Consider the following 24,196-nt stretch of genomic DNA (forward strand, 5'->3'; position numbering starts at 1 on the left):
GCCTCCATGAAAGCACTCACAGGTACAGGCCCGCGTCCGCGCCCTCCCGCGGCTCCGGCAGCGCGGTCGGGGACGCGCCCCGGCGCAGCGCGTACAGCTCGGCCAGGCTCGCCCCCTCGCGGCCGACGCCCTCCTCGGTGCCCAGCCAGGTCACCGACTCCTCGCGGGTCAGCCGGCCGACCTCGATGCGGGCCAGACAGCGGCCGGGCCGGACGACGGCGGGGTGCAGTCGCTCCAGGTCCTCGTTTGTGGTGACGCCCACCAGGACGTTGCGGCCCTGGCCGAGCAGGCCGTCGGTGAGGTTCAGCAGCCGGGACAGGGCCTGGCCCGCGGTGTGCTTGGCCTCGCCGCGGATCAGTTCGTCGCAGTCCTCCAGGAGCAGCAGCCGCCAGCGGCCCTTGCCGGTGGAGTCGTCCTCGCCGATCGCGATGTCCATGAGGTAGCCGACGTCGGAGAACAGCCGCTCGGGGTCGAGGACGCAGTCGACCTGGCACCAGTCGCGCCAGGACCGGGCGAGGGTGCGCAGCGCGGAGGTCTTGCCGGTGCCGGGCGGGCCGTGCAGGAGCAGCAGCCGGCCCGCGATGTCCTCCGGGGTCGTCTTCATCAGCCGGTCCATCGCGTCCGCCACCGGCGCGGTGTAGTTGGGGCGGACCTCGTCCCAGGTGCCCGCGGAGATCTGCCGGGTGGTGCGGTGCGGGCCGCGCCGGGGGGAGACGTACCAGAACCCCATCGTCACGTTCTCCGGCTGCGGTTCGGGCTCGTCCTCCGCGCCGTCGGTGGCCTTGTCCAGGATCTCGGCGGCCAGTTCGGCGTCTGGTCGCGGTGACGGTGACGTCGGCGCCGCGGTTCCAGCGGGAGATCAGCAGCGTCCAGCCGTCGCCCTCGGCGAGGGTCGCGCTGCGGTCGTCGTCGCGGGCCACGCGCAGCACCCGGGCGCCGGCGGGCAGCAGGGTCGCGCCGGACCGTACGCGGTCGATGTTCGCGGCGTGCGCGAACGGCTGCTCGCCCGTCGCGAAACGGCCGAGGAACAGCGCGTCGACGACGTCGGACGGGGAGTCGGAGTCGTCGACGTTGAGCCGGATCGGCAGGGCGTCCTGCGGGTGAGCTGACATGTCGCCATGATCTGCCACAACTGCCCGGTGTGCACCCGGTTTCCACCTGGTGGGTGCGCTGTCGGAGTAACCCTCGACGGGGAGACACGGGGCGGAACGCGGGGCATGGCGAGGGCGCCGCGCCGCGCCGCGCGGACGTACGGCACGTACGGGATGCCTTCGACTACCGGAACTCCGCCTGCACGGCGGATGACCACGTCATATGCCCCGTCGGCGCGCCCCGCGCCCGCGCAGCCGCCACAGCGGGACCGGCAGGAGCAGCAGGGCGCTGATCGCGGCGACGGCCACGATCCCGCCGCGCACCGACCACTGGTGCAGGGCCAGCAGGGTCTGGGCGACCAGTATGTCGAGGACGATCGCGCCGCCGAGGGCGGCGATCGCACGGCCCAGCGGATCGAGCGCGCGCAGCAGCCGGGCGAGGGCCAGGGCCGGTGCGGCGAGCAGGAAGAACAGGGTGAAGGGGCCGCGCAGCGGCGAGGTGGAGTCGGCCAGCGCGAGCAGCGTCCCGGTCCCCGCGGCGGCCGTGGCGGCGCCCACGAGCAGCACGAGCAGATCGCTCCCCGGTCCTGGTCCTGCCCCGGGTCCCGCCCGCTCGATGTCGGACGACGGCCACGTGCGGTCTCGCTTGTCAGAAAGGGGCTGCATGGGCGACGTTCCCCCCGAAGCGTCGGATGCCGGGCTTCAATGTCGCGCAGCCCGGAGCCGGGCGTCAAGACGCGCGGGACCCGTCGGCCCGGTTGCGCTCCCGGACCTGCGCGTGTTCCCCGAAGGCAGTGGGGGCCCCGGGGAACACGCAGGTCACAGCCGTCTCGCGGGTGTCACGGGACGATCTTCAGCAGCCGGTTGGGCGAACCGCTCCCGGGGCTGGTGACCTTGCCGGTGGTGGCGCCGTTCACCAGCGCCGTGGCGACCTGGGCCGGGGTGGCCGAGGTGTGGTTCGCGAGGTACACGGCCGCCGCGCCCGCGACGTGCGGGGTCGCCATCGAGGTGCCGGAGATGGTGTTGGTGGCGGTGTCGGAGGTGTTCCAGCCGGCCGTGATGGAGGAGCCGGGCGCAAACACGTCCAGCACCGAGCCGTAGTTGGAGTAGCTCGCGCGGGCGTCCGTGTTGGTCGTGGCGCCGACGGTGAGGGCCTCCGTGACGCGGGCCGGGGAGAAGGAGGAGGCGTTGGAGTTGCTGTTGCCCGCCGCGACCGCGTAGGTCACGCCGCCGGCTATGGAGTTGCGTACGGCCGTGTCGAGCGCGGTGGACACGCCGCCGCCCAGCGACAGGTTGGCGACGGAGGGGCCGCTGTGGTTCGCCGTCACCCAGTCGATGCCGGCGACGACGCCCGCGGTGGTGCCCGAGCCGCTGTTGTTCAGCACCCGCACCGCCACGATCCGCGCCCGCTTGGCGACACCGTACGTCGACCCCGCGATGGTGGTGGCCACGTGCGTGCCGTGGCCGTTGCCGTCGGAGGCGGTGGTGTCGCCGTCGACGGCGTCGTAGCCGTAGGAGGCCCGGCCGCTGATCTGGGCGTGGGTGATGCGCACCCCGGTGTCGATGACGTACGCCGTCACGCCGCTGCCCGCGGAGTCCGGGTAGGTGTAGGTGCCGGACAGCGGCAGGGACGTCTGGTCGATCCGGTCCAGGCCCCAAGGGGCGCCGCTCTGCGTGGTGTCGGCGGCCCGCACGACCCGGTCCTGTTCCACCGAGGCCACCGACGGGTCGGCCGCGAGCCGTCGTGCCTCGGCGGCGGAGAGGGTGGCGGCGTAGCCGTCGAGCGCGGCGCGGTACGTCCGCTTCACCGTGCCGCCGTACTTCTTGATCAGGCCTCTGCCGGAGGCCGAGGACGCCGTGAAGCCCGCGTCCTTCTTGAGCGTGACGATGTAGCTGTCCTTGACGGCGTCGGGCGAGCCGGCCGCCAGGACTCTGCCCTCGGCCGGGGCGGCCTGGGCGGGGAGGGCGGTCGACGCGCCGACGAGCGCCGCTGTCGCCAGACCGGTGAGGGCGGCGAGCCGGACCTTGTTGCTCCGCAGTCGTGCCATGACGAGGGAGTCCTCCTGCGTGGGGGGCGTGTTGTCGCTCACTCAGAAGCGTCGGCCAACAACCCAGTCGGGACAAGGGAGTTGACGGCATGTCAACGAACCTGACATGAGCACGCAATCGAACAGGTGGCGAAGTCTCCTCGAACTACTGAAAAGTCATCACCTTTCTTGGCATGGACACTTCCCGTCAACACGCGTAGTTGCTACGACAGTCATGGCAGAGATCCTGCTAAAGGGAGGTTGCATGAGACGTTCCCGAATTGTCGTCTTCGTCAGCTCGGTACTCCTCGCCGTCGGCACCGCCCTCACCGGGGCCGCCGCGGCGCAGGCGGCCGAGACCGCCGCCACCTCGTACGTGGCGCTCGGCGACTCCTACTCCTCCGGCGTCGGCACCGGCAGCTACATCAGCTCCAGTGGCGACTGCAAGCGCAGCACCAAGGCGTACCCGTACCTGTGGGCCGCCGCCAACTCGCCCTCGTCCTTCAGCTTCAACGCCTGCTCGGGCGCCCGCACGGACGACGTCCTCTCCGGCCAGCTCGGCCCGCTGAACTCCGGCACCGGTCTGGTCTCGATCAGCGTCGGCGGCAACGACGCCGGATTCGCCGACGTGATGACGACGTGTGTGCTCTCGTCCGACAGCGGCTGCATCGACCGCATCAACACCGCGAGGGCGTACGTCGACTCCACGCTGCCCGGCAAGCTCGACAGCGTGTACTCGGCGATCCGCACCCGTGCCCCCTCTGCACGGGTCGTCGTGCTCGGCTACCCGCGCTTCTACAAGCTGGGCACCACCTGCCTCGGCCTGTCGGAGACCAAGCGTTCCGCCATCAACGCCGCCTCCGACCATCTGAACAGCGCCATCGCCACCCGCGCCGCCGCACACGGCTTCGTCTTCGGCGACGTCCGCACCACCTTCACCGGCCATGAGCTCTGCTCCGGCAGCGCCTGGCTGAACAGCGTCAACTGGCTGAACATCGGCGAGTCCTACCACCCGACGGTCAACGGCCAGTCGGGCGGCTACCTGCCGGTCCTGAACAGCAACGACTGAGCCGTCATCAGGAAGGTGTCGCAGTAGGGGAGGCCCCGCCCGTCGGGGTCTCCCGCACACACGTCACCGAGAACGGCACGGAGTTGGACGAGGCCTCCACCGGCCCGCGCACCTCGACGCCGAGCGCGTCACGGTACGTGCCCTCCTCCGCGTACGTCGTCAGGACCACCGTGTCCCGCCCGGAGCGCGGGCCGCCCTCGGGCAGCGACAGCGTCTTCCAGCCGTCGCCCAGGACCTCACCCTTCACCGTCACCCAGCGGTAGTCCACCTGCGCCGGCAGCCGCCCCACCGTGAACGTCGCCGTGAACGCGGGCGCCTCCGTCTCCGCGGGCGGGCAGGTGCCCGAGTAGTCCGTCCGGGTGCCCACCACGTTCACCCGCACCGACTGCGGCGGCGGCGTGCTCGACGGGCTCGCGCTGCTCGTGCTCGGCGTGGGCGACGGCTCGTCGGTGTGCGACGGTTCGCGCGTCTCGCTCGGCGTCGGTGTCGGCGTCGGGGTCGGGGTGACGGCCGTCCGGCTCCGCGCACCGCCCCCCGCCGTCCCGCCGCCGTCGTCCTCCCGGTTCAGCAGGGCGTACGTCAGTCCCGCGAGCGCCAGCGCCAGCACGACCAGGCCCGCGACCAGCGCCAGGGCGGCCCGCCGGTTGCCGCGCCGGGACTCCTCCTCCGGCACGGGCGTCGTCGCCGTGCCCGCCGCGACGGGGTACACCGGCGTCGGCCGCTCGTCCTGCGGATGCCCCACGACCGTCGGGGCGAAGGGATCCGCCCCTACGACGCCCGCGCGCGGGGCGCCCCCGGCGCCCACGAGCCGCAGCTCCCGCTCCGCCTGCTCGGCCGACAGCCGCTCAGCCGGGTCCTTGCGCAGCAGCCCCGCGATCACCGGCGCGAGTGGCCCGGCCCGGTGCGGCGGCGGCAGTTCGTCGTCCACGATCGCGCGCAGCGTGCTCAGCGGCGTGTCCTGACGGAACGGAGAGTGCCCCTCGACCGCCGCGTACAGCAGCACCCCCAGCGACCACAGGTCCGACGCCGGGCCCGGCGTACGGCCCAGCGCCCGCTCCGGCGCCAGGAACTCCGGCGACCCGACGACCTCACCGGTCATGGTCAGCGCGGAACTGCCCTCGACCATGGCGATCCCGAAGTCGGTCAGCACCACCCGGCCGTCGTTCGCCAGCAGCACGTTGCCCGGCTTCACGTCCCGGTGCAGCACCCCCACCTCGTGCGCGGCGTGCAGCGCGGACAGCACCTCCGCCCCGATCCGCGCCGCTCGCTGTGGCGGCAACGGGCCCTCGGCGTCGAGGAGTTCGCCGAGGGTGATGCCCCGGATCAGCTCCATCACGATCCAGGGGCGGCCCTCCTGCGTCACCACGTCGTACACCGTCACCACATTGCGGTTGGCCACCCGGGCCGCCGCCCACGCCTCACGCTCCAGCCGCGCGTACAGCCGCTCCACGTCGACGGCCGGCAGTCCGGCGGGCGCGCGCACCTCCTTGACCGCGACCTCCCGGCGCAGCACCTCGTCGAGGGCCCGCCAGACCGTCCCCATCCCGCCCTCGCCGAGCGGGGACAGCAGCCGGTAGCGGCCCGCGATCACGCGCTCACCGCCCGGTGATCCAGACACGGGCACCTCCTCGTCGCAGCCGCGGGCGCCATGCCCCGTCCGATCCGGTCCCGTCTGATTTCTCCCCAAAAGTAGCTCAGCCGAATGCGGATGCCGCCCCCTTGAGCAGCAATCCGGCCCCGAGCAGCACCACCACCCCGGCCGACACCAGCGGCAGCGCCCCACGGGCCGCCACCACGAGCGGCCGCGCGGTCCAACGCGGCCGCCGCTCCAGCGCCCGTACGGCCCGCCCGCCGAGCCGTACGACGGCGAACCCGGCCGCGGTGAGGGTCAGCGCGAGCCCCGCCCCGTAGGCGACGACCAGCAGCAGCCCGAACCACGCGTGCCCGAGCGCGGCCGCGCCGACCAGCACGACGACCGCCGACGGACTGGGCACGAGCCCACCGGCGAAGCCGAGGAGGAGGGTTCCGCGGAGGGTGGGGGCGGTGTGGGTGTGTCCATGGTGCTGATGGTGATGGTGATGGTGATGGGGGTGCTGATGCCCGTGGTGATGGTGATGGTGATGCTCATGGTCGTGCGCACCCACGAGAACCGGGATGCGCTCCGGCGCTGCCTGAGCCTGACGCAGGGGCCGCCGAGCCCGCCACGCCTTGCGTACGAGGCTCAGCCCCGCCCCCGTCACCAGTGCGCCGCTCGCCAGGCCCAGCCAGGTGATCACCGACGGCGTGGCCGCGGAGCCGGCCGTGACGAGGAGGCCGAGGGCGATCACGCCGAGGGTGTGGGTGACGGTCACGGACGCGGCGAGGGGCAGGACGTCCCGCAGTCGGGCCCGCCCGCCACGGGCCGCCGCCGACGCGGCCATCAGCGTCTTTCCGTGGCCCGGCGCGAGCGCGTGCAGCGCGCCGAGACCGACGGCGACGAACAGAGCGAGCACCCCGAAGCCGAACGTGAGGTCCTGCCGCGCGACCAGGGAGTCCAGCGCGCGGGTGAACCGGTCGGCCCCGCGCGGCAGCACGGACGCGGCCGGAGGCGGCCCCTCCTGCGTCAGGGCCGGACCGCCGGGCCGGACGGACAGCGAGGCGGTGGAGGTGTCGGCAGGGGAGGACAGCAACTCATCGGGGTAGTCAGCCAGTTCACCGGAGACCGACGCACGCGGTACGTCCGACGCCGTGAGGGTCATCCGGTCGCCCCGCGCGGTCACCTCCCGCCACCCCGGCCCGGACGAGGCCCCCGCCGCCCGGAAACCGACGCGGAAGGGCGTGCCCTCCGGCAGCGGCGCCCTGAGCCGGCACTCCACCCGAAGCGTGTTCAGCCCCGCCTGCCCGGGCAGCACCCGCGCGTCACTCCCCGCCACGGCGAGGGCGACCCTACGGCCGTCCACCTCCACCTCACTGTCCCGCGCAGCCCGCACACACCGCCCCCGGGCCCACCCCGCCAGACCGCCCGCCCTCGCCATCTCCGGCCGGGCCTGGGTCGCCGGGATCTCCGCCAGGTCCTCGACATGTCCGACCCGCAGCTCGCCGGGGGCCGCGACGAGTCCGTCGTAGCGGTTCACGGTGAAGTTCCCGAGCGGGTGCGCGCTCGCGGTGCCGGAGGGCAGGAGGGCCAGCGCACAGGCCGCGGTGAGGGTGGCGACGGCGGTGGCGAGGGCGCGGGGGAGGGGGCTGGGTCTGCGGCGGGAGGCTTCTGGGGTGGCTTCCGTGCCGCGGGGGGTGCGGCGGGGCACCTCTCGGGCGGCGCCCGTGTCGCGGGGGGTCTCGCTGCCGCGGGGGGTCTCCGGGCCCGGGCCTGTGCCGCGGTGGGTTTCCGCGGTTGCTCCCGTGCCGCGGCGGAGCACCGGGTCGACGGCCGTGCCGTGGGGGGTTTGGGGGGCGGCCCCGGGGCCGTGGGGGGTCTCCGGGTCCGGGCCCGTGGCGTGGCGGAGGGCCGGGTCGGTGTCCGTGCCGGGGGTGGTTTCGGGGGCGGTGTCCGTGTCGCGGGGGATCTCGGGGCCCGGGCCTGTGCCGCGGTGGGTTACCGCGGTTGCTCCCGTGCCGCAGCGCAGCACCGGGTCGCCGGCCGTGCGTTGGGGGGGTTTGGGGGGCGGCACCCGGGCCGTGGAGGGTCTCCGGGTCCGGGCCCGTGTCGCGGGGGAGTACCGGGTCGGTGTCCGTGCCGCGGGGGGTCTCCGGGTCCGGGCCCGTGCCGCGGGGGGTTCGGGGGGCGGTGCCTGTGCCTTGGGGGGTCTCCGGGTCCGGGCCCGTGGCGTGGCGGAGGGCCGGGTCGCCGGCCGTGCCGGGGGTGGTTTCGGGGGCGGCGCCCGTGCTGCGGCGGGTCTCCGGCCCCGGGTCCGTGCCGCGGAGGGTGCCCGCGGTTGCTCCCGTGCCGTGGCGGAGCACTGGGTCGGTGTCCGTGCCCGGGCGGAAGCAGGGGCGGTGGTCGTGGTGAAGGTGGTACAGGGTCATCGGGATGCCTCCAGTGCCTCACGGGCCTCGCGGGCGCCGAGCGGTGAGAAGGCGGGGTTCAGCTTCAGGGCCGCCGTCAGGTGGGCGCGGCCCTCACGCGCATGACCCGTGGCCAGTTCGATCACGCCCCGGTGGTGGAGGAAGGCGGCGTTGCGGTAGCCGGTGGCCGTGGCGCGGCGGGTGTACGGCAGGGCCTCGGTGTCGCGGCCGTTGACGTGCAGCGCCCAGGCGAGGGCGTCCGCCGTGTGCACGGTGTGGCGGCGGGCCCATTCGGCGCGGGCCGCGCGCAGGGCGGCGGCCCGGTCCCCGTGGTCGGCCTCGGCGAGGGCGGTGTCGAGATCGACGTCGACCCCGCCCGCCCGCGCGAGGGCCGTCCAGGCATCCACCAGGGCGTACTGCTCCCTCGCCCGGGCCCGGTCGCTCCGCGCCTCGTACAGCTCGCCCAGCGCGACGAGCGGACCCGGCAGCGGGGCCCTGGCGACGACCTGCTCCAGCCCCCGCACCGCGGCAGCCCCCTCACCCTTCGCGGCCTGGGCACGGGCCCGCCCCTCCAGCGCCGGGAGGTAGCCGTCGTCGGCGGCCAGGGCCCGCCCGTAATGCCGTAGGGCGCTGTCGTACTGCCCCTGGTTCCAGGCCAGTTGCCCCAACTGTGTGGCGACGTACGCGACGTCCCCCGGCGAGGTCGCCCCGTGCAGGGCCTGCTCCAGCACCCGGCGCGCCGTGCGCACATCCCCACGCAGCTCCCGCACATAGGCGTACCGCGTGAACACCGGTATGCCGGGCCGCCGTTCATCGGCCGTGTCGGCGGCCCGCGCGGCCTCGGCGTACCGGCCGAGCTCGACGAGCGCGTCGATACGCGTGCACAGGGCCCGCTCGCTGTACGGGTTCCGCTTCAGCGCCCGGTCCGCGTCGGCCAGCGCCTTCGCGAAGTCGTGCCGCGCGGCGGCGAGCGCGGCCCGCCCGGCGAGTGCCTGGTCGTTGCCGGGCGCCAGCCTCAGCGACCGCTCCAGCGCGTCCCCGGCCTTCGGGTAGAGCGACGGGTCGCCACCGACCCTGGCCTGCTCGACGTAGGTCAGACCGAGGGTGGCCCATCCGCCGAAGTCCCTTGGCTGCGCCCGCAGATGCGCCTGAAGCGCACCGACCCCCACCGCCCGTGGTGCCACGGCGACATCGACATCCCGCGACTCCCGTACCGAGCCGAGAGCGACGGACCCGGCGGTGAGGGCGACGGCCAGCAGAACGGCAGAGAGCCCGAGCTGAACCTTGTTGGTGTTCGAGGACAACGCCTCTCCTCTGTGAGATGGGTCGAGGTATCTCAGGGGCGCGGGGAACTGCGCGACCGGCCCCCCCACGGCCCGCAGCGGAAGTACGACCACAAGCCCCACGGCGCTCAGTACGCCCGCCCCCTCACCCGCCGCCACCACACGAGCCCGCCCCCGATCAGCAGAATCCCCACAGCCCCCGCACCGGCGGACGCGGCGATGAGGGTGGTGTCGGCCGAGCCGCCGGAGGCACCCGCGGGCTGAAGCGCGTCGCCGATCTGGTTCCGGACATCGGCCCCACCCGACACCCCCTTGGCCAGCGCCCCCCGAGACCCCTCGGTCGGCAGCGCCACATACGGGAACGCCTTCTCGAACGCCTTGTCGTTCTTGTCGACCGCGTCCCCCAAGTCGTTCTTCTGACCGAGCAGTTCACCCTCGACGACCTGCAGCGAGGCATCGATCACGTCGTCGGTGAGCCGGCGCCCGTTGGGGAAGCCGGCCTTGTCGCCGTCGAGGACGCCCAGCCGCTTGGGGCTGTGGGCGGGCGGGATCGACGTGTTGAGGCGCAGCACCTCGGCGGGCCGCACGTGCGGCGGCTGGTTGAGCCCGTCGACTCCCTTGAGGAAGACGTCGACGAGGTCGTTGCGCGGCTCGGCCGGCGCCTTGATCTTGTAGATCGCCTCGATGAGCTTGGGGAGTTCGGGGTTGGTGACGTTCTTGAGGAACTGACCGTCGTCCCAGGGCGCGCTCGCGTTGAACTTGTCCTTGTCGCCGACCGGGTTGACGACCTCGTTGACGAGCGGGTTGCCCAGCCGGGAGACCTGCATGAAGTGGCCCTGGGCGTTCTTGCGCTGGGTCGTCGACCAGATGCCGACGACCGGCTGGTGCCCGGACTGCCGGATCATGTGGTTCGGCACCTGAAGGGCGATGGAGTTGACGTTGTAGCCCTTGAGGGTGTCGTTGCCGACCTCGGAGAGGTTCCCGCCGTAGAGCAGGTCGAAGACGCGCAGGTCCAGGAAGAACGGGTCGTCGGCCTGTCCGGCGAACGACGTGGAGCCGCCCGCGAGTTGGTGCACGGCCTGGGTGCGCAGCTTGGCGTAGTCGGGCATGGACGCCTTGCCGACGTTCGACGGGGCGACGGGCACGTCGTCGGCGATCTTCGTGCGGGACATCGCGTGCTGGTTCTTCAGCCGCAGCAGCTCGATGTCGTACGTCTGCGTGATGTTGAGGTCCGGGTCGTGGAGGCTGTCCACGGGGCCGGTGTTGTAGAGGAAGGTCCGCTTGTTCTTCACATGGGTGGCGAAGGTGAAGCGGTAGAGCAGATCGCCCTGGGCGTCGCCGTCGTTGTCGATGTGGATGTCGTACTGGGCGTCGTCGGCGAAGGGGAAGAAGTTCGGTCCGCCGGCGGGTTCCTCGAACGGGATCCAGTTGGCGATGATGGTGGTCGTGTCCGGCTTGTCCGGGCTGACGAACGCGTACACGTCCGTGTTGTCGTACTGCGGCTGCCCCGAGATCAGCGGAGCCTCCCTGTGACTTGAGGCGGAGGCCGCCCGCGGTTCCAGCGCGGTCGCACCGGCGGCCGCGAGCCCCCCGGCGGCCAGCGCGCCACATATGAGGGTCGTGAGGCCCTTGCGCCCGGACCCGTTCCTGGAGATAGCTGTCATGCCGTCCGTCCTCCGTGCCGACTTCTCTGACGCCGGGGGATTCGGAGCGGGGTGCGGGGCGGATTGGTGGATCGCGAGAACTTCTTCCGGGACCGTGCGAACTTCTTTCGGGGGCCGCGCGACCCGCGTTTTCGCCGCCGTGATCCGTATCCCCTCCGGAGGTGTGTGCGGTGCGGATGCCTGGTGTGGCGGGTCGGGGCGGGTGCCGGCGGCGAGAGGGGGACCGGATGCGGGCGGAGGAACTGCTGCTGAGCGTCGCGAGAGGCGATCAGCGGGCCTTCGAGGAGTTGTACGCGGTGGTGGCCGGGCCGGTGTTCGGGCTGGTCCGGCGGGTGGTGCGGGACCCGGCGCAGTCGGAGGAGGTGGCGCAGGAGGTGCTGCTCGAACTCTGGCGCTCCGCCGCCCGGTTCGACCCCGGGCGGGGCAGCGCCCTGGCGTGGGTGCTCACCCTCGCCCACCGCCGCGCCGTGGACCGGGTGCGCAGCGCCCGCGCGGCCGGTGAGCGCGAGCAGCGCGAGGCCCTGCGCTCCGGCGGGCCCGCCTTCGACCAGGTCGCCGAGGAGGTGGAGGCGGGCCTGGAGCGCGAGTGGGTGCGCCGCTGCCTGGACCGGCTGACCGCGCTGCAACGCCAGTCCGTCACCCTCGCCTACTACGACGGCTACACCTACCGCGAGGTCGCCGAGCGCCTCGGACTGCCCCTCGGTACGGTCAAGACGCGCATGCGTGACGGCCTGACCCGCCTGCGCGACTGCCTGGGAGGCGCGGCATGAGCCTGTTCCGTCGTGAGGACCCGCACTCGCTCGCGGCCCCTTACGCGCTCGACGCCCTCGACGCCGAGGAGCGGCGGCGGTTCGAGAGGCATCTGGCGGGCTGCGACCGCTGCACGGCCGAGGTGCGGGACCTCACCGAGGACGCGGTCCGGCTCGCCTGGTCCACGGCTGCCGCGCCGCCCGCCGCGCTGCGCGACCGGGTCCTGGCCGCCGTACGGACGACCGCGCAGGAGGCCGCGGGGCACGGCGGGAGTCCGGAGCGCGGCGGGCGGTCGGCGGGGTCGCGGCGGAGCGGGCGGCTGCCCGCTCATGTCTGGGGCACTCAGCCGCTGCCGCGACGCTCCCGTGCGCCCCGGACGCGCCCGCTGCTGGTGCCGTTCGCCACCGTGACGGCCGCCGCCGCGCTCGTCGTGGCCGCGCTGTTCGGCGTCCAGGCCGACCGCAGTCAGGACCGTCTCGCCGCCGAGCGCGACCGGGCACGTGAGATCGCCCACGTTCTGGCCGCTCCCGACGTGCGGACGGCCGTCACGAGGGACGCCGGCGGCCGCAGTATCGGAGTGATCGCTTCCGCATCCGAGGGGCGTGCGGTGGTGACGCTGAGCGGATACGGCGAGCCGCCGGGCGACCGCGTGCACCAGCTCTGGCTCATGCGCCCCGGTGCGCGGCCCCGCTCCCTGGGCCTGTTCGAGCGCGACACGCCCTTGGTCGCGGGCGGCCTCCAGCGCTCCTCGACCTCACTCGCTGTAACCGTCGAACCGGACGGAGGCTCACCACAGCCCACTGGACAGCCGGTTGTCCAACTCGCCCTGGAATCGGTTGGATTCGGAGAGTGACCGCCGAGGCGTCGTCAACCCCCTTACGGGGAAGGTGAATCCTGTGACCGCGATACACGCATGCCCCGTGAGGGCGATAGGGTTACCCTGCCCGTGGGCCGGGTGGACTCGTACGGGTGGGGAGTGACATGGAACAGATAACTGTGCGCAGGGCGAGGGTCCCTGCGATCACCTGCGGGAGCAGCGCGACCAGCTCGCGTCTCGACCGCCATCTCTCGGTGCTGGGCGGCCCCGCCGTACCGCAGCAGAAGACGGCCGAGGCGACCCTGCTGATGCGTGAGCTGACCGCCCGTGAGCCCGACCGCCACCGCAGCAGCCGTCTGACGCGGGTCAGCCGCGTCTCGCTGTTCGCGCCGCTGCGCCGACTGCGCCGCACGCTGTTCGGCGGTCACTGAGCAGTCCCACCCCGGGGTGATCCCCGGGGCTCACGCTCAGGCCGCGACACCGTCCCGGCGCAGCGCTGCGATCTCGTCGTCCGTCATCCCCACGGCGCGCAGCACTGCCCCGGTGTGCTGCCCGAGCGCGGGTACGTCCCCCATGCGCGCCTCGCCTCCACCCGGCAGCGTGATCGGCGGCAGCAACGCCCGCAGCGGGCCCACCGGCGAACCCACCCGACGCCACCGCCCCCGCGCCGCCAGCTGCGGATGCTCCGCGACCTCGGAAACTTCCCTCAATCGCGCGCAGGCGATGCCCGCCGCCTCCAGGCGGGCCATCGCCTCGTCGCCGGACAGCGCCCCCAGCGCCTTCGCCACAGCGGCGTCGGTGCGCTCCCGGTGGGCCACCCGCGCCGCGTTCGTCGCGAAGTCCGGGTCCGTGCCCAACTCCGGGCGTCCTAGAACCTGTTCGGCCAGCCGCTGCCACTCCCGGTCGTTCTGCACCGACAGCAGCACCCGCCCGCCGTCGGCCGTCGCATAGGCGTCGTACGGGGCGATGACGGCGTGCGCGAGGCCGGTGCGCGCCGGGGGAGTGCCGTCGTGCATCGCATGGTGCAGCGGATGGCCCATCCACTCCGCCAGCGCGTCCAGCATGGACACCTCCACCGGCCCGCCCCGCCCGGTCGTGCCACGCCGCACCAGCGCCGCGAGCACCCCCGAGAAGGCGTACATGGCCGCCGCGATGTCGGCCGCCGGGATGCCCGCCTTCACCGGCTGCTCCGGCGTCCCGGTCACCGACACCAGCCCCGCCTCGCACTGCACGAGCATGTCGTACGCCCGCTTCTCGGCGTACGGCCCCGACGGCCCGTAACCGGAGATGTCCACGGCGATCAGCCGCGGGTGCGCGGCACACAGCGTCGCCGCGTCCAGACCCAGCCGGGCCGCCGCGCCCTGTGCGAGGTTCTGCACGAACACGTCCGCCTCGGCGACCAGTCGCCGTACGACGTCCAGGCCGCGCGGGTCCTTCAGGTCCAGCGCGACCGACTCCTTGCCGCGGTTGCACCACACGAAGTGCGAGGCGAGGCCCCGCGCCGCGGTGTCGTAGCCGCGGGCGAAGTCGCCGCCGTCGACCCGCTCCACCTTGATCACCCGGGCGCCGAGGTCGGCGAGCTGGCGGGTGGCGAAGGGGGCCGCGACGGCCTGTTCGACGGCGACGACGGTGATGCCGTCCAGGGGGAGGGGGAGTCGGTCCATGGTGTGGATCATCACCCGCGGCGGACGGCCCTGTCAGCACCGGTCAGTGTGAGAACCGGCGCACCGCGAGCGGCGCGCACACCGCGATCAGCACCGCGCACCAGGCCAGCGACCCGGCGACCGGGTGCGCCACCGGCCAGGCGGCCCCCTCGGGCACGGGCGCGTTGCCGAACAGGTCGCGCAGGGCGGTGGTCACCGCGCTGATCGGGTTCCACTCGGCGAGCGTGCGCAGCCAGCCGGGCATGCCGTCGACGGGGATGTACGCGCTGGACAGCAGAGGCAGCACGAAGGTCATGCTGGCCAGCTGCCCGCCGGTCTCCTCGTCCCGGGTCAGCATGCCCAGCAGGATGCCGACCCAGGTGGAGGCGAACCGGAAGAGCAGCAGCAGCCCCAGCGCCCCGGCCGCCTCCAGGGCCGAGCCCTCGATCCGCCAGCCCACCGCGAGCCCGACCAGCAGCAGCGGCACCGTGCCGGCCGCGGTGACCACCAGGTCGGCCGCCGCCTGCCCCAGCGGCACCGCCGCGCGGCTCACCGGCATGGTGCGGAAGCGGTCCATCACGCCGCGGTGCGTGTCCTGCGCCGCCTGGAGCATGCCGGTGGTGATGCCGCCCGCGGCCGTCGCGACCAGCAGACCCGGCACCAGGAAGGATCGGTAGGCCTCGCCGGGCATCGCGACCGCGCTGCCGAAGACGTACCCGAAGAACAGCAGCATCGTGATCGGGGCGGTCTGGGTGAGTACCACCAGGCCCGGGTTGTTGCGGATGCGCCGCAGCTGCCGGCCCAGCATCGCCGTGCCGTCGTACGCCAACGCGCTCATGCCGCACGCTCCTTGAGGTCCACAGGGTCGCCCGTCAGCCGGAGGAAGACGTCGTCGAGAGTGGGCGGCCGGATGCTCGCGTCCAGCAACGGCACGCCCGCCGCGTCGAGTTCACGCACCAGACGCGGCAGCGTGAGGGTGGTGTCGCGGGTGACCGCGCCGACGGCCCGCCGGTCGTGGTCCAGCGTCGGCCGGCCGCCGGTGAGCCGGTCCAGCACCGCGGCGGCCTCCGCCATCGCCTCAGGACCGGTCACCACGGCCTCGGCGTACGCCCCGACGACGGACTTCAGCTCCTCGGGCGACCCGGTGTGCGCGACCCGCCCCCGCTCGATCAGCACGATGTCGTCGGCGAGCCGGTCCGCCTCCTCCAGGTACTGCGTGGTGAGCAGCACGGTCGTGCCCTCGGCCGCCAGCTCGCGCACCTCCTCCCAGATCCGGCCGCGGCTCGCCGGGTCGAGGCCCGTCGTCGGCTCGTCGAGGAACAGCACCTCGGGACGCCGTACGAGACTCGCCGCGAGGTCGAGCCTGCGGCGCATGCCGCCCGAGTACGTGCTCGCCGCCCGGTCGGCGGCCTCGGCCAGGCCGAACCGCTCCAGCAGCTCGTCGGCCACCGCGTTCGGACCGCGCACCCGGTGCAGCCGGGCGAACAGGCGGAGGTTCTCGCGGCCGGTGAGGTCGCCGTCGACCGAGGCGTACTGCCCGGTGACGCCGATGCGGGCCCGTACCTCGGCCGCCTCCCGCACCAGGTCGTGCCCGGCCACCCGGGCCGAGCCGGAGTCCGGGCGCAGCAGCGTGGTCAGCAGCCGTACGGCCGTCGTCTTGCCCGCGCCGTTGGGGCCGAGGACCCCGCAGACCGTCCCCTGCGCGACGGCCAGATCGAGCCCGCGCAGGGCGTGGACCGCGCCGAAGCGCTTCTCCAGACCTTCACTAAGTACAGCGTACGTAGAAGTCATGGCCGCACCATAGCGCACTACGTACGGCGTACGTAACTACGATGGTGGGCGAGGTGATGACCGATGGCGGGCCGAGCGGCCGAACCGCATGTGATCTGGACCCGGCCCGAGCGCACGGGCCGGGGGCCGAAGCCCGCGTACACCCGCGCCGACATCGCCGCGGCGGCGGTGCGGATCGCCGACGCCGAGGGGCTGGACGCGGTGTCCATGCGACGGGTCGCCGCCGAGCTGGGCTGCGGGACGATGTCGCTGTACAACTACGTGCCGCGCAAGGAAGACCTCTTCGAGCTGATGATGGACACGGCGGCGGGTGAGCATGCGCTGCTGGAGCCGACGGGGGACTGGCGGGCGGACATGCTGCGCATGGCGCGGCAGGGGCGGGCGTTGGTGCACCGGCATCCGTGGATGGTGCGGCTGATTTCGGGCGTCTACGGGTTCTCGCCGAACTCGCTGCGCTTTCTGGAGTGGTGCCTGACCTGCCTCGACCCGCTGGACGCGCCCTACGGCACGAAGGTCGAGCTGATCGCCATGGTGAACGGGGTCGTGGCGACGTCGGTCGCCAACGAGCTGGCCGTCGCCGAGCGGGCACGGACGCTGCCCTGGTCGGAAGAGCAGGAGAACGCGGTGCGCTCCGCTTATGTCGGCGGGCAGTTGGCGAGTGGGGCGTTTCCTCGGCTGGCGGCGGCGGTTGCTGAGGGCGGGGCCGAGCCGGTTGATCTGGAGGCCGTTTTCGAGCGGCTGGTGGGGCGGGTGCTGGACGCCTATGCGCCGCGCTGAGCTGTGCCGTCGTGCGAGTGCGGGTCCGTTGTGGTCGCTCGCGCAGTTCCCCGCGCCCCTGGGTTGCCTATACCAAGGTGAACTGACCCCCCGGGCCTTCCTCCTCATGGTCCAGGACCGAGGCCGGTTTGCGAGTCGAGGGCGGGAGCGGCAGTACGCCTGCCTCCCGTAGGTCCTTCGTTGTGATGGCCGGCTTCGGCTCGGGGCGCTGAATCTCCGCCAGCAGCGCCAGTACGGTGATCAGCTCCAGGAGTTCCGACGTCCAGGTCTGGGGCCAGGCCGAAGGGCGGACGGCGTCCAGGGTGCCGGGCGTCGGATCCGCGGTCCGGGACGCGAACCAGGACTCCAGGACGCGCACGCCCTCCGCCTCGAAGTCCCACGCCTCGGGCGGCACGGGCGAGATGCGGCCCTCGTCGAGAGCCAGGGCCTCGTCGTCACGGTCGTAGGCGAGGGACAGCGGGCGGGACGGCAGTGGTGCGCGGACGTACGGGCGGCGGCCGCCCGGCAGTTTGGGGCGTTCCCCGTCGGGGCGCAGCAGCCAGAGCAGGCGGTGGCCCGTGCGCACGCCCCGCTCCCAGGCGTCGGGGTCGTCCGGCAGGGGGACGGTGAGGTCGGGGCGGGCCGCGGCCATGATCCAGGCGAGCATGTCCTCCGGCGGGACCGGCACCCCCAGGCGGGCCGCCAGATGAGCCGTCAGGCCCGGGGCGAGGTTCGGTTCCTCGGCGCCGGGGCGGCGGTACAGCGGGCGGACGCGGCCGCGGCGCGTGAAGGGCAGCAGGGAGGTGGCCAGCAGGGGCAGGCCGGGGGTGTCGGGGGTCTCCACGACGAAGATCTGGCGTCCGTCCGCGACCCGCCACAGCTCCGGGCGGGCCGCGTCGAGCAGCCGGTGGTCGGGGATCAGCCACTGCTCGTCGAAGGGCGCGTGCAGGACGCGGACCGGCTCGGGGCAGGGCCCGGACGCGCGCGCCAGCTTCTCCGTGCCGCCGTGCCGGCCCGGCAGTTGCCCGACGGCCGTGTGCAGCGAGCGGGAGCGGGTCGGGGCGAACAGGGCCTCGCGGTCCGGGCCCTCGGCCTTGAGCAGCGTCGCCCAGCGGGACCTCAGCGCGGCCGGGTCCGGCGCCACCGGCCAGGTGCGGCCCGGCCGCGGCGGTGCGACGGACCACGGCATGAGGTCCGCGAGCGGCGGAGCGTCGTCGTGCGTCACGCCCGGCATGGTACGACGCGCTCGGTGGACCTCATGTATGAGTCAGTGCGCTTCGAGCGTGACCGTGAAGGAGAAGCGGTCGCCCCTGTAGTGGATCACCGCCACGTCCAGCACCCGGCCCTCGGTGTCGTAGGTGATGCCCGTGTAATGCAGGATCGGGCTGAGCAGCGGGACGTTGAGCAGCCGGGCCGTCTCCGGGTCCGCGAGGCGGGCCTCCACCGTGTCGGTGATCCGGCTGATGTCCGCCTTGACCACGTCCCGCAGCACCTTGGTCATCGGCCAGCGCGCCAGATCGGCCGGATCGATACGGTCGGCCAGCTCGGGACGGACGTAGTTGCGGGCGTGGTTGGTCGGCTCACCGGTCTTCTCGTCGCTGCGCAGCCGGTGGTACGTCGCCACTTCGGCCAGCTCCGGGAAGTGCTCGGCGAGTTCGGCCGGCGGGGCGGCCCGGCCGTGGTCCAGCAGCTCGGCGGCCATGCCGGACTGCTGGGCCACGATCGCGTCGACCGAGCCCAGCAGCCGCACCGGGGCGCCCCGCTTGACGCCCGGCTCGATGAACGTGCCCCGGCGGCGGTGCCGGCTGATCAGGCCCTCGTCCTCCAGCTCCTTCAGCGCCTGCCGCATGGTCAGCACACTCACGCCGTAGTGCCCGGCCAACTGCTCCTCGGTGGGCAGCCGCAGCGGGTCCTGCGGCGAGCGGCCGAGTATCGAGGCGCGCAGCGACTGCGACACCTGGTACCACAGCGGCAGCTTGCGGTTCAGGACGATGGAGTCCGGGGCGAAGGAGGTCACGGGGCCATCCGTACCCTTTCGGGAATCTTCCGTGCAACCGGTTGACCGCTCGGAGCCGGGAAGTGCTCGGAGCCGGCGGAGTGCTCAGAGCGGACGGAAGTGCCGCTCCAGGCCCTGCCACACGTCGTCGTAGCGCTCCTGGAGGTGCTCGGCGCGGGCCGCGTGCGGGGTGAGGATGACCGGCCAGCGGGTCTCGAACATGAACGCCAGACCGTCGTCGATCCGCTGCGGCTTCAGCTCCGCCGCACTCGCCTTGTCGAACGTCTCCCGGTCCGGTCCGTGCGCCGACATCATGTTGTGCAGCGAGCCGCCGCCCGGCACGAAACCTTCCGCCTTCGCGTCGTACGCGCCCTCGATCAGGCCCATGTACTCGCTCATCACATTGCGGTGGAAGTACGGCGGCCGGAACGTGTCCTCGCCCACCAGCCAGCGCGGCGCGAACACCACGAAGTCGACACCCGCCAGGCCCGGCGTGTCCGACGGCGAGGTCAGCACCGTGAAGATCGACGGGTCCGGGTGGTCGTAGGAGATCGTGCCGATGACGTTGAAGCGGCGCAGGTCGTAGACGTACGGCACGTAGTTGCCGTGCCAGGCGACGACGTCCAGCGGCGAGTGGTCGTACGTCGCCTTCCAGAGGTTGCCGCAGAACTTGTTCACCACCTCCACCGGGCCCTCGACGTCCTCGTACGCGGCGACGGGCGCGTGGAAGTCCCGGGCGTTGGCCAGGCCGTTGGCGCCGATCGGGCCGAGGTCGGGCAGCCGGAAGGCGGCGCCGTAGTTCTCGCAGACGTAGCCGCGGGCCGACTCGTCGAGCAGTTCCACGCGGAAGCGGACGCCGCGCGGGATCAGGGCGACATGGCCCGGCTCGGCGTGCAGCAGGCCGAACTCCGTGCGCAGCAGCAGCCCGCCGTGCTCGGGGACGATCAGCAGCTCCCCGTCGGCGTCGCTGAACACCCGGTCCATCGAGGCGTTGGCGTGGTACAGGTGCACGGCCATGCCGGCGCGCTGCGTCACATCGCCGTTGCCGCCGAGCGTCCACAGGCCCGCCAGGAAGTCGGTGCCCTCAGCGGGCTCCGGCAGCGGGTTCCAGCGCAGCCGGTTGGGGTCCGGGACGGTCTGCGTGAACGGGCCGGTGCGCAGGGTGCCGTTGCCGGTGCGGGTGAAGGCCGGGTGCGCGGCCGACGGGTGGATCCGGTACAGCCACGAGCGGCGGTTGTGCGCCCGCGGCTCGGTGAACGCCGTCCCGCTGAGCTGCTCCGCGTAGAGGCCGAGCGGTGCCCGCTGCGGCGAGTTGCGCCCCTGTGGCAGTGCGCCCGGGACGGCCTCGGAGCTGTGCTCGTTGCCGAAACCCGAGAGATACGACAGCCCCTCGGCGGTCTTCCGCGCTTCCGCGCTCATGCTCGCTTCTCCCTGCCGTCCGTATGCGTGGGTACTCATTCCTATGGTTCACCGTAGGATTCGCTCGGGGTGGGCGCAAGAGGGCCGCGTGATCTCGCCGCGTCCTCCTCTGTGGGGAGGACGAGAACCAGACTTCAGGGGGATTCGAGGTGTCGGACCGGTGTTCTACGCTCACGGCCATGTCGTGGACGCGCAGACCCTTTGCCGCGCTCGCGGTCTGTGTCCTGCTGCTGACCGGATCCGCGGGCTGTGGCACCAGTGACGCCGGGGAGGGCAAGAACGGTGACTCGCCTTCACCGGTGGGCCAGGTGCTCGAGAGCCAGGACGAGCAGGGGCGCCCCTATCGCCAGGTGGACGAGGAGGACGCCCCCGACGTCGGCATCGAGGTGCAGCCGGACAGCGGCGGCAGCTGGGACGTCCGCCTGGCCCTGAGCAACTTCCGCTTCTCGCCGCCCGGAGCCCCCGAGCAGGCGGCCGCCGGCCGCGGTTACGTCCGCCTCTACCTGGACGGCCGGCCCCTCGCCGAGCTGCGCGACCCCGACCACCGCCTCGCGGCCCGCCTGGTGACGCGCGGCACGCACCAGGTCACCGCACGCCTCTACGCCGACGACGGCACGGTGTGGGCCGTGGACGGGCAGCCGGTGGAGTGCACGGCGGACATCACGGCGTCGGGGGAGGAGTCGGCACCGGCGGCGTCCTCCCCGTGGGGCACCCCCTCGCGGTCCACGCCGTCCTCCGGCGTGAGTACACCCCAGGTCTCCCTCCGTATGAAGGGGCGTGGTTCACCCGACCCCGGCGGAAGGGCATCATGAAGTCCGTGTCCCACGCGACCTCGCTCCGCCGTGCCCCCGTGCAGCGGCGCAGTGCCGAACGGCTGACCCGGATCCTGGACGCCTGCGCCGACCTCCTCGACGAGGTCGGCTACGACGCCCTGAGCACCCGCGCGGTGGCGCTGCGCGCGGGCGTCCCCATCGGCTCGGTCTACCGCTTCTTCGGCAACAAACGGGCGATGGCCGACGCCCTCGCCCAGCGCAACCTGGAGCGGTTCACCGAACGCGTCCGCGAGCGCCTTCAGTCCATCGCGGGCGGCGGCGACTGGCGCGCGGCCGTGGACGCCGTGCTCGACGAGTACCTGGCCATGAAGCGCACCGCGCCCGGCTTCTCGCTCGTCGACTTCGGCAACCAGATCCCGGTCGGCTCCCGCGACGCCGAACCCAACCACCGCGTCGCCGAGCGGCTCACCGAGCTGCTCGCCGTCTTCCTGTCCCGGGAGCCCGACGAGGACATGCGGCGCAGCTTCCTGATCGCCGTGGAGACCGCCGACACCCTCGTCCACCTGGCCTTCCGGGTGGACCCCGAGGGCGACGAGCGGATCATCGCGGAGATGCGGCAGCTGCTGCGCGGCTATCTGGCCCGGCTGCTGGACTGACCTGGCGGGACCGAGTCCCGCCGTCACACCCCTCCCCTCCATGCCTACCGGTCGGTATGCTCGGCGTCCTGCCTGTGCGCCACCGCTGCCGCGACCCTTCCGGGAGGACCCGTGCCCCGCACCGCCCTGCGAATCTGCCCCCTGTGCGAGGCCACCTGCGGGCTGACCCTCACGATCGACGGAACCCGGGTCACCGGGGCCCGCGGCGACCGCGAGGACGTCTTCAGCCGTGGCTTCATCTGCCCCAAGGGCGCCTCCTTCGGCGCCGTGGACGGCGACCCCGACCGGCTGCGCGGCCCGCTCGTGCGCCGGGACGGCGAACTCGTCGAGGCCACCTGGGAGGAGGCCTTCGACGCGGTCGCCGCCGGACTGCGCCCGGTCGTCGAACGCCACGGCCCGCACGCGGTCGGCATCGTGCTCGGCAACCCCAACGTCCACACCATGGCCGGCGCCCTCTACCCGCCCGTCCTGCTGGCCGCCCTCGGCACCCGCAGCCTGTTCACCGCCTCCACGGTCGACCAGATGCCCAAGCACGTCTCCAGCGGCCTCCTCTTCGGCGACGCGAACGCCATTCCCGTCCCCGACCTGGACCACACCGACCACCTCCTGCTGATCGGCGCCAACCCCCTGGAGTCCAACGGCAGTCTGTGCACCGCCCCCGACTTCCCCGGCAAGCTCAAGGCCCTCAAGGCCCGCGGCGGCACCCTCACGGTCGTCGACCCGCGCACCACCCGCACGGCCAAGCTGGCCGACCGGCACCTCGCCATCCGGCCCGGCACGGACGCGCTGCTGCTCGCGGCGATGGCGTACGTCCTCTTCGAGGAAGACCTCACCGACCTGGGCGTACTCGGGCAGCATGTGCAGGACCTCGCCGAACTCCGGGACGCCGTACGCGACTTCACCCCCGAGTCGGTCGCCGAGGCCTGTGACATCGAGGCCCCGGTCATCCGCACCCTCGCCCGCGAACTCGCCGCCGCCCCCACCGCCGCCGTCTACGCCCGCATCGGCAGCTGCACCGTCGCCCACGGCACCCTGGCCAGCTGGCTCGTGGACGTCCTCAACATCCTCACCGGCAACCTCGACCGCCCCGGCGGCGCCCTCTTCCCGCAGGCCGCCACCGACAAGACGCCCCGGCCCGCCGGACCCGGCCGCGGTTTCGCGCTCGGCCGCTGGCACTCCCGCGTGAGCGGACACCCCGAGGCGAAGGGCGAGTTGCCGCTGTCCGCGCTCGCCGAGGAGATCGACACCGCGACCGAGGACGGCGAGCCGGTCCGCGCGCTGATCGCCGTCGCCGCGAACCCGGTGCTGTCCGCGCCCGACGGCGACCGCCTCGACAAGGCCCTGGACTCCCTGGACTTCATGGTCAGCGTCGACCCCTACCTCAACGAGACCTCCCGGCACGCCCACGTCGTCCTGCCGCCGCCCCCGCCCGCCCAGAGCCCGCACCACGACTTCGCCTTCAACACCCTCGCCGTGCGCAACCAGGTCCGCTACACCCGCCCCGCCGTCCCGCTGGAGGACGGCCGCATGGCCGAGACCGAGATCCTCGCCCGGCTGACCCTCGCCGCGACCGGCATGCACGGCGCCGACCCGGCCGCCGTGGACACCATGGTCATCGACCAGACCCTCGCCAAGGCGGTCCGCGAGCCCCACTCGCCCGTCCACGGCCGCGACCCGCAGGAGCTGGCCGCCCGGCTCACCGGCGACACCGGCCCCGAACGCCGGCTCGACCTGATGCTGCGCCTCGGCCCCTACGGCGACGGCTTCGGCGTACGACCGGACGGACTGACCCTGGCCAGGCTCCTCGACCACCCGCACGGCATCGACCTCGGCCCCCTCCAGCCGCGCCTGCCCCAGCCGCTGAAGACCGTCAGCGGCAAGGTCGAGCTGCTGCCCGGCCCGATCGCCGCCGACCTGCCTCGGCTGAAGCAGGCCATGGCCGAACGCCCCGCGGGCCTGCTCCTGGTCGGCCGCCGCCATCTGCGCTCCAACAACAGCTGGATGCACAACGTCCCCGCCCTCACCGGCGGCTCCAACCGCTGCACCCTCCACCTGCACCCCGAGGACGCCGAACGGCTCGGCGTCCGCGACGGGACGGATGTACGGGTGAAGGGCGCCGGGGGAGAGGTGACCGTCCCCGTCGAGGTCACGGACGCCGTACGTCAGGGCGTCGTCAGCCTCCCGCACGGCTGGGGCCACGACCGCCCCGGCACCCGCCTCGGCCACGCCGCCAAGGACCCCGGCGTCAACGTCAACCAGCTCCTCGACGGCCGCCTGCTCGACCCGCTGTCGGGCAACGCCGTCCTCAACGGAGTGCCGGTCCAGGTGTCCGCCCTGGCGTCCCTGTGAGCAGCGCAAAGCTGTGACCAGCAGTTTTGCGCTTATTGCTCGCACGTCAACGTCTTGTTAACGCCGCTTGACGGCACCTAACGTCACTGCCACCGCCGGCCCTGGTGGGATGTTCAAGGGCGAACGTTAGG

General features: G+C 73.2%; 20 protein-coding genes and 1 pseudogene. 8 read left to right on the plus strand and 13 right to left on the minus strand.

The window, feature by feature from the left end; all coding sequences use genetic code 11:
* Positions 1-16: 16 nt before the first annotated feature.
* The 3 genes and pseudogenes from RKD23_RS29960 to RKD23_RS29970 all read right to left on the minus strand — a co-directional run bounded on the left by RKD23_RS29960 (position 17) and on the right by RKD23_RS29970 (position 3,139).
* Positions 17-1,112: pseudogene (locus RKD23_RS29960) on the minus strand (DUF5925 domain-containing protein).
* Between the two features lie 198 nt (positions 1,113-1,310).
* Complete coding sequence (locus tag RKD23_RS29965; protein ID WP_424856528.1) at positions 1,311-1,757, minus strand: hypothetical protein; 447 nt, start codon at positions 1,755-1,757, stop codon at positions 1,311-1,313.
* Positions 1,758-1,930: 173 nt separating this feature from the next.
* Positions 1,931-3,139, minus strand: coding sequence for a S8 family peptidase (locus tag RKD23_RS29970; RefSeq protein WP_424856529.1), 1,209 nt, complete (start codon positions 3,137-3,139; stop codon positions 1,931-1,933).
* 244 nt (positions 3,140-3,383) lie between these two features.
* Here RKD23_RS29970 and RKD23_RS29975 point away from each other — a divergent pair, with 244 nt between their 5' ends.
* Positions 3,384-4,187, plus strand: coding sequence for an SGNH/GDSL hydrolase family protein (locus RKD23_RS29975; protein ID WP_424856530.1), 804 nt, complete (start codon positions 3,384-3,386; stop codon positions 4,185-4,187).
* A 7-nt stretch (positions 4,188-4,194) separates the two neighbouring features.
* Here the strand turns inward: RKD23_RS29975 and RKD23_RS29980 are convergent, their stop codons facing one another.
* The 4 genes from RKD23_RS29980 to RKD23_RS29995 all read right to left on the minus strand — a co-directional run bounded on the left by RKD23_RS29980 (position 4,195) and on the right by RKD23_RS29995 (position 11,115).
* Positions 4,195-5,805, minus strand: coding sequence for a protein kinase domain-containing protein (locus RKD23_RS29980; RefSeq protein WP_424856531.1), 1,611 nt, complete (start codon positions 5,803-5,805; stop codon positions 4,195-4,197).
* A gap of 76 nt (positions 5,806-5,881) precedes the next feature.
* A complete protein-coding gene (locus tag RKD23_RS29985; protein ID WP_424858368.1) occupies positions 5,882-7,354 on the minus strand; it encodes a nickel transporter in 1,473 nt (490 codons plus the stop codon).
* A gap of 831 nt (positions 7,355-8,185) precedes the next feature.
* A complete protein-coding gene (locus RKD23_RS29990; RefSeq protein WP_424856532.1) occupies positions 8,186-9,472 on the minus strand; it encodes a tetratricopeptide repeat protein in 1,287 nt (428 codons plus the stop codon).
* A gap of 107 nt (positions 9,473-9,579) precedes the next feature.
* On the minus strand, positions 9,580-11,115 hold the full coding sequence (locus RKD23_RS29995) for a DUF4331 domain-containing protein (protein WP_424856533.1): 1,536 nt from the start codon (positions 11,113-11,115) through the stop codon (positions 9,580-9,582).
* 227 nt (positions 11,116-11,342) lie between these two features.
* Between RKD23_RS29995 and RKD23_RS30000 the strand changes: the two genes are divergently transcribed.
* The 3 genes from RKD23_RS30000 (at position 11,343) to RKD23_RS30010 (ending at position 13,113) form a co-directional block, all read left to right on the plus strand.
* Positions 11,343-11,885 (plus strand): sigma-70 family RNA polymerase sigma factor, encoded by a 543-nt coding sequence (locus RKD23_RS30000; RefSeq protein ID WP_404042747.1) that lies wholly within the window; start codon positions 11,343-11,345, stop codon positions 11,883-11,885.
* Positions 11,882-12,718 carry an anti-sigma factor gene (locus tag RKD23_RS30005; RefSeq protein WP_424856534.1) on the plus strand — a complete coding sequence of 279 codons (837 nt, stop codon included), beginning with the start codon at positions 11,882-11,884 and terminating at the stop codon, positions 12,716-12,718. The genes RKD23_RS30000 and RKD23_RS30005 overlap by 4 nt, the downstream gene beginning before the upstream one ends.
* A gap of 128 nt (positions 12,719-12,846) precedes the next feature.
* Positions 12,847-13,113, plus strand: a complete 267-nt coding sequence (locus tag RKD23_RS30010) for a hypothetical protein (RefSeq protein WP_424856535.1) — start codon at positions 12,847-12,849, stop codon at positions 13,111-13,113.
* A 36-nt stretch (positions 13,114-13,149) separates the two neighbouring features.
* On the opposite strand, the gene RKD23_RS30015 is transcribed toward RKD23_RS30010, so the two are convergent.
* The 3 genes from RKD23_RS30015 to RKD23_RS30025 are packed head-to-tail and all read right to left on the minus strand — an operon-like array spanning position 13,150 to position 16,116.
* Complete coding sequence (locus RKD23_RS30015) at positions 13,150-14,346, minus strand: CaiB/BaiF CoA transferase family protein (RefSeq protein WP_424856536.1); 1,197 nt, start codon at positions 14,344-14,346, stop codon at positions 13,150-13,152.
* A 43-nt stretch (positions 14,347-14,389) separates the two neighbouring features.
* Positions 14,390-15,163 carry an ABC transporter permease gene (locus tag RKD23_RS30020; protein ID WP_424856537.1) on the minus strand — a complete coding sequence of 258 codons (774 nt, stop codon included), beginning with the start codon at positions 15,161-15,163 and terminating at the stop codon, positions 14,390-14,392.
* On the minus strand, positions 15,160-16,116 hold the full coding sequence (locus tag RKD23_RS30025) for an ATP-binding cassette domain-containing protein (protein WP_424856538.1): 957 nt from the start codon (positions 16,114-16,116) through the stop codon (positions 15,160-15,162). The genes RKD23_RS30020 and RKD23_RS30025 overlap by 4 nt, the downstream gene beginning before the upstream one ends.
* A 63-nt stretch (positions 16,117-16,179) precedes the next feature.
* Between RKD23_RS30025 and RKD23_RS30030 the strand changes: the two genes are divergently transcribed.
* On the plus strand, positions 16,180-16,893 hold the full coding sequence (locus RKD23_RS30030) for a TetR/AcrR family transcriptional regulator (protein ID WP_424856539.1): 714 nt from the start codon (positions 16,180-16,182) through the stop codon (positions 16,891-16,893).
* 67 nt (positions 16,894-16,960) lie between these two features.
* Here RKD23_RS30030 and RKD23_RS30035 read toward each other — a convergent pair whose 3' ends face one another.
* From RKD23_RS30035 to hmgA, 3 genes are all read right to left on the minus strand, one after another.
* A complete protein-coding gene (locus tag RKD23_RS30035) occupies positions 16,961-18,106 on the minus strand; it encodes a type ISP restriction/modification enzyme (RefSeq protein ID WP_424856540.1) in 1,146 nt (381 codons plus the stop codon).
* Between the two features lie 33 nt (positions 18,107-18,139).
* Positions 18,140-18,889: a GntR family transcriptional regulator gene (locus tag RKD23_RS30040; protein ID WP_424856541.1), complete on the minus strand. Its 750-nt coding sequence runs from the start codon at positions 18,887-18,889 to the stop codon at positions 18,140-18,142.
* Positions 18,890-18,973: 84 nt separating this feature from the next.
* Positions 18,974-20,287 carry a homogentisate 1,2-dioxygenase gene (gene hmgA, locus RKD23_RS30045; protein ID WP_424856542.1) on the minus strand — a complete coding sequence of 438 codons (1,314 nt, stop codon included), beginning with the start codon at positions 20,285-20,287 and terminating at the stop codon, positions 18,974-18,976.
* A 179-nt stretch (positions 20,288-20,466) separates the two neighbouring features.
* Between hmgA and RKD23_RS30050 the strand changes: the two genes are divergently transcribed.
* The 3 genes from RKD23_RS30050 (at position 20,467) to RKD23_RS30060 (ending at position 24,065) form a co-directional block, all read left to right on the plus strand.
* Positions 20,467-21,099, plus strand: coding sequence for a hypothetical protein (locus RKD23_RS30050; RefSeq protein WP_424856543.1), 633 nt, complete (start codon positions 20,467-20,469; stop codon positions 21,097-21,099).
* Positions 21,096-21,716: a TetR family transcriptional regulator gene (locus RKD23_RS30055; RefSeq protein ID WP_424856544.1), complete on the plus strand. Its 621-nt coding sequence runs from the start codon at positions 21,096-21,098 to the stop codon at positions 21,714-21,716. The genes RKD23_RS30050 and RKD23_RS30055 overlap by 4 nt, the downstream gene beginning before the upstream one ends.
* A gap of 111 nt (positions 21,717-21,827) precedes the next feature.
* Positions 21,828-24,065, plus strand: coding sequence for a molybdopterin oxidoreductase family protein (locus RKD23_RS30060; protein WP_424856545.1), 2,238 nt, complete (start codon positions 21,828-21,830; stop codon positions 24,063-24,065).
* Positions 24,066-24,196 lie beyond the last annotated feature (131 nt).

It is taken from the genome of Streptomyces sp. SAI-170, assembly GCF_049739565.1.
In the GTDB taxonomy this organism is placed as follows: domain Bacteria; phylum Actinomycetota; class Actinomycetes; order Streptomycetales; family Streptomycetaceae; genus Streptomyces.

Bases quoted from the DNA above. Each gene is read 5' to 3' on its own strand.
- RKD23_RS30020 (WP_424856537.1), bottom strand. From the start codon at position 15,163: ATGAGCGCGTTGGCGTACGACGGCACGGCGATGCTGGGCCGGCAGCTG.
- RKD23_RS29995 (WP_424856533.1), bottom strand. From the start codon at position 11,115: ATGACAGCTATCTCCAGGAACGGGTCCGGGCGCAAGGGCCTCACGACC.
- RKD23_RS30055 (WP_424856544.1), top strand. From the start codon at position 21,096: ATGAAGTCCGTGTCCCACGCGACCTCGCTCCGCCGTGCCCCCGTGCAG.
- RKD23_RS30030 (WP_424856539.1), top strand. From the start codon at position 16,180: ATGGCGGGCCGAGCGGCCGAACCGCATGTGATCTGGACCCGGCCCGAG.
- RKD23_RS29970 (WP_424856529.1), bottom strand. From the start codon at position 3,139: ATGGCACGACTGCGGAGCAACAAGGTCCGGCTCGCCGCCCTCACCGGT.
- RKD23_RS30025 (WP_424856538.1), bottom strand. From the start codon at position 16,116: ATGACTTCTACGTACGCTGTACTTAGTGAAGGTCTGGAGAAGCGCTTC.
- hmgA (WP_424856542.1), bottom strand. From the start codon at position 20,287: ATGAGCGCGGAAGCGCGGAAGACCGCCGAGGGGCTGTCGTATCTCTCG.
- RKD23_RS29975 (WP_424856530.1), top strand. From the start codon at position 3,384: ATGAGACGTTCCCGAATTGTCGTCTTCGTCAGCTCGGTACTCCTCGCC.
- RKD23_RS30035 (WP_424856540.1), bottom strand. From the start codon at position 18,106: ATGCCGGGCGTGACGCACGACGACGCTCCGCCGCTCGCGGACCTCATG.
- RKD23_RS29965 (WP_424856528.1), bottom strand. From the start codon at position 1,757: ATGCAGCCCCTTTCTGACAAGCGAGACCGCACGTGGCCGTCGTCCGAC.
- RKD23_RS30000 (WP_404042747.1), top strand. From the start codon at position 11,343: ATGCGGGCGGAGGAACTGCTGCTGAGCGTCGCGAGAGGCGATCAGCGG.
- RKD23_RS30010 (WP_424856535.1), top strand. From the start codon at position 12,847: ATGGAACAGATAACTGTGCGCAGGGCGAGGGTCCCTGCGATCACCTGC.
- RKD23_RS30050 (WP_424856543.1), top strand. From the start codon at position 20,467: ATGTCGTGGACGCGCAGACCCTTTGCCGCGCTCGCGGTCTGTGTCCTG.
- RKD23_RS30015 (WP_424856536.1), bottom strand. From the start codon at position 14,346: ATGGACCGACTCCCCCTCCCCCTGGACGGCATCACCGTCGTCGCCGTC.
- RKD23_RS30005 (WP_424856534.1), top strand. From the start codon at position 11,882: ATGAGCCTGTTCCGTCGTGAGGACCCGCACTCGCTCGCGGCCCCTTAC.